Origin of the sequence: Novipirellula sp. (assembly GCF_041583735.1) — a bacterium.
Taxonomy (GTDB): domain Bacteria; phylum Planctomycetota; class Planctomycetia; order Pirellulales; family Pirellulaceae; genus Novipirellula.
Map to the genome: position 1 here is coordinate 1 of NZ_JBFHFD010000881.1, position 2,839 is coordinate 2,839.

The 2,839-nt window shown below is 53.1% G+C and carries 2 protein-coding genes and 1 pseudogene; all 3 read left to right on the plus strand.

The window, feature by feature from the left end:
* Positions 1–253: pseudogene (locus tag ABX962_RS34100) on the plus strand (hypothetical protein); the annotation flags it as partial.
* 238 nt (positions 254–491) lie between these two features.
* Positions 492–1,898, plus strand: a complete 1,407-nt coding sequence (locus ABX962_RS34105; protein ID WP_372726127.1) for a hypothetical protein — start codon at positions 492–494, stop codon at positions 1,896–1,898.
* A 345-nt stretch (positions 1,899–2,243) separates the two neighbouring features.
* Positions 2,244–2,839 (plus strand): hypothetical protein (locus ABX962_RS34110; protein WP_372726128.1); only part of this gene is annotated, 596 nt, incomplete at its 3' end.

Consider the following 2,839-nt stretch of genomic DNA (forward strand, 5'->3'; position numbering starts at 1 on the left):
GCAAAAAACGCTGCCGCTTCCGGCCGAGGTGCTGTATGAGATCGTCGTGCATCAGTGGCAAGTTCAATCGATTGCGATTGACCGCACGGGAAAGAGCCCCAATGTGATCGAGGACATTCATTATCAAGGCAAGGGGCTTGGTCGTTTCCCATTGCCCGCCGGGGTTGAGCTCCAACCCGGGGTGATCGATGTGTTTCGAGCCGCGATCAATCAAGGCAATCCAGCGACGGTCGCCCCCATCACCACTCGCTGACAAGGTTGGACAACCGGCGCTCGCTGGATCGCCGCCGACCCATCTGATTCGTGGCCGTCCAAACTGCTGAGAGTGGTTCCGCATTGGAGATGACGGGCTCATCCACCCCAGTGTCCCATTGGACCTGCCCCCTTCCGCAATTACATTGGGTGGGTCCACCCGATCGCGCGCATTGACAAGCGGTGTGATCAGGGATCCGGCATTGTATTGGGTTGCTCGCCAGTCACGTTCACATTGCATGTTCCATTTCATTGCCCTTAGTGTCGCAGTGCTGATGCTTTTTGTGGCGAGATTTTACTCGCCTCGGCATGCCGCTCGCGCTGGCTGGGCAGTTGCTTTTTTAGTCCCCACATGGCTGGCTCTTGTCGTCGGCGCGGCCGATATCACCGTGCGATGTGTCGTTGCTTTGATGGCAGTTGCTGTCGTCGTGGTGAAACCACGCCAATTTGCCTTTGCCGGTTTTTCTTGGATCGATCTGCTGCCGGTTGTCATTATGGTGACAGCCGCGATCAGCACGACACTGAACGACCACTTCAGCCCCACGGTGATGCTCAGCTTGCTAGCGCAATGGGTGTTTCCCTACATTTTGGCGAGGCTGATCCTGATTCACGAACAAGACGCAATCGATTTTGTTCCGTTGGCCGCGACGCTTGCGTTGATTTTGGCAGTCGCGATGATTTTTGAATCGGTCGCAGACTACAACCTGTTTAACACGTTGCTCGGTCATGAAGGATCGACGCAAGGGGACTCGGGGCACCGGCTGGGACTAAAACGAGCCGAGGCATGGTTCGGACATCCGATTTATGCCGGTCTTGTGCTGGCCCTGGCATCCCCGTGGGTACTCACTCAAACCTACCAAAGTTATTGGGGACGCGGATCTAAATTTTGGCTGATCGCCCCCGTGATCTTATTGATGGGAACCGTAGCGACTTTATCACGCGGACCTTGCATGGTTTTAGCTGGCGTGATTTTCGGACTCTTCTGGTACTATTTCCCACCCATTCGCCTATTCTCGCTATTTGCTTGTGTACTAGCGATCGCACTTAGCATCGTGATGGTGCCAACGATGCTAAAGATGGCTGACGCGATCGAAAACAGCGATGGTATTCATACGATTAAAATTGAGGGTGAAACGTATACGTATTCGGGGTCACGACATCGCTACTTACTGTTTGCGGTTTATAAGAAACCGCTTTCTCAAGTCGGCTGGATCGGGTTTGGCAACTGGGGCACATTACCCAAACACGAAGCCATGTTGGAACCTCATCTGCGAGGTCTCTTTTTGTCGGTCGACAATCATTATCTGCTGCATTACTTAAATACCGGTGTCGTCGGTTCGATCGCATTTCTATTGCTTCCGGTTGGCATTTTTGTGGCGTTTCTGCGACAACGAGCGACTTTGACACAGCCGACCGAGTTCTTATTGGTTGCCTTGCTTTCCTCGGTCATGGCAACGTCAGTCGTGATCGTGACGGTATGGATGGCAGAAGCCTATAGCTTTGCATTCTTATTCAATTCGGGGTGCATCGTAGGGCTACTCATTTCGGCTCGACGATCAACCGCCGTGGTAGCACGTAAAGCTCGCCGCTTGCAAACGCTGCAATCGCAACCGATGTCCACGCCAAATCAATATACCGCTTTCTAGTATCGGAAGGATCGCTATTACGATCGGTCTAGCGGTTGAGCGTGATCCATTAGGCTTCGCGCGAAGCGTGCTTCAAAAAAAAGATATACCGAAGCGCGAAATCCGATATGATTGGGGTACTGAACCCCCTGACCTATTTCATTCCGCTTAGAATGATCTTGGTTGCGACCTACGGTGCGATTTTTGCAGGCGTGCACCGCGGGAATTGCGGCGGTTCTCTATACGTTTTCCCCTTCGCAACGATCCGCATCACACCGCACCCTATCAATATAAATTGTTCTATCGCAACCCGACGCGAACAACGCAACGCAAGTCCAAGCAACGCAAGTCCAATAGGAGCCTTGAATGCTAAGTCTGCAAAATGACAACGTCGAGCAACCTCACGAATTAATCCAGGGCAGCATCAAGCGAGCATCAGGCGTTCATTCGGTTCGATTCGATGAATCGCATGACAATGAACTTTTTAGCCAATTCTTGAAGCGATCGGTCAAATGGTTTGTGATCGCCAGCATGCTTGGCGTGGCGGTCGCATGGTGGGCGGGAGACCGATTTGCCAAAGACACGTTTACCTACACGGGGCGTTTGACGTTAGAGCAGAGCACGGTGGGATATCCTTTTTTCGCAGTGCCGTTGGCAACCGACATGGTGGTATTAATTGATGCCCCCGACACGATCCGCCAGCTCTATGAATCGCTACCGTTGACCGCCCCGGAATCCGCGACCGCCAAAGCGATTGAGGTTCAAGCCACCAAGGGCGCATTTGACATCGTGCTTGAATACGGCGCAGCGGACGCCGAGACGGCCAAGCAGGTGGTGGACACGTTAATGCAAATCGTGGGAGACAAGTCACGCGAGATTCGCAACGGAACGATCACCAAACATCTTGAAACGCTTGACAAACGAACGGCTCAATTGGCCGCCGAGCGAACCGCGACGCAAGC

Excerpts from the sequence above, each read along its gene's own strand:
- ABX962_RS34105 (WP_372726127.1), top strand. The coding sequence starts at position 492 with ATGTTCCATTTCATTGCCCTTAGTGTCGCAGTGCTGATGCTTTTTGTG.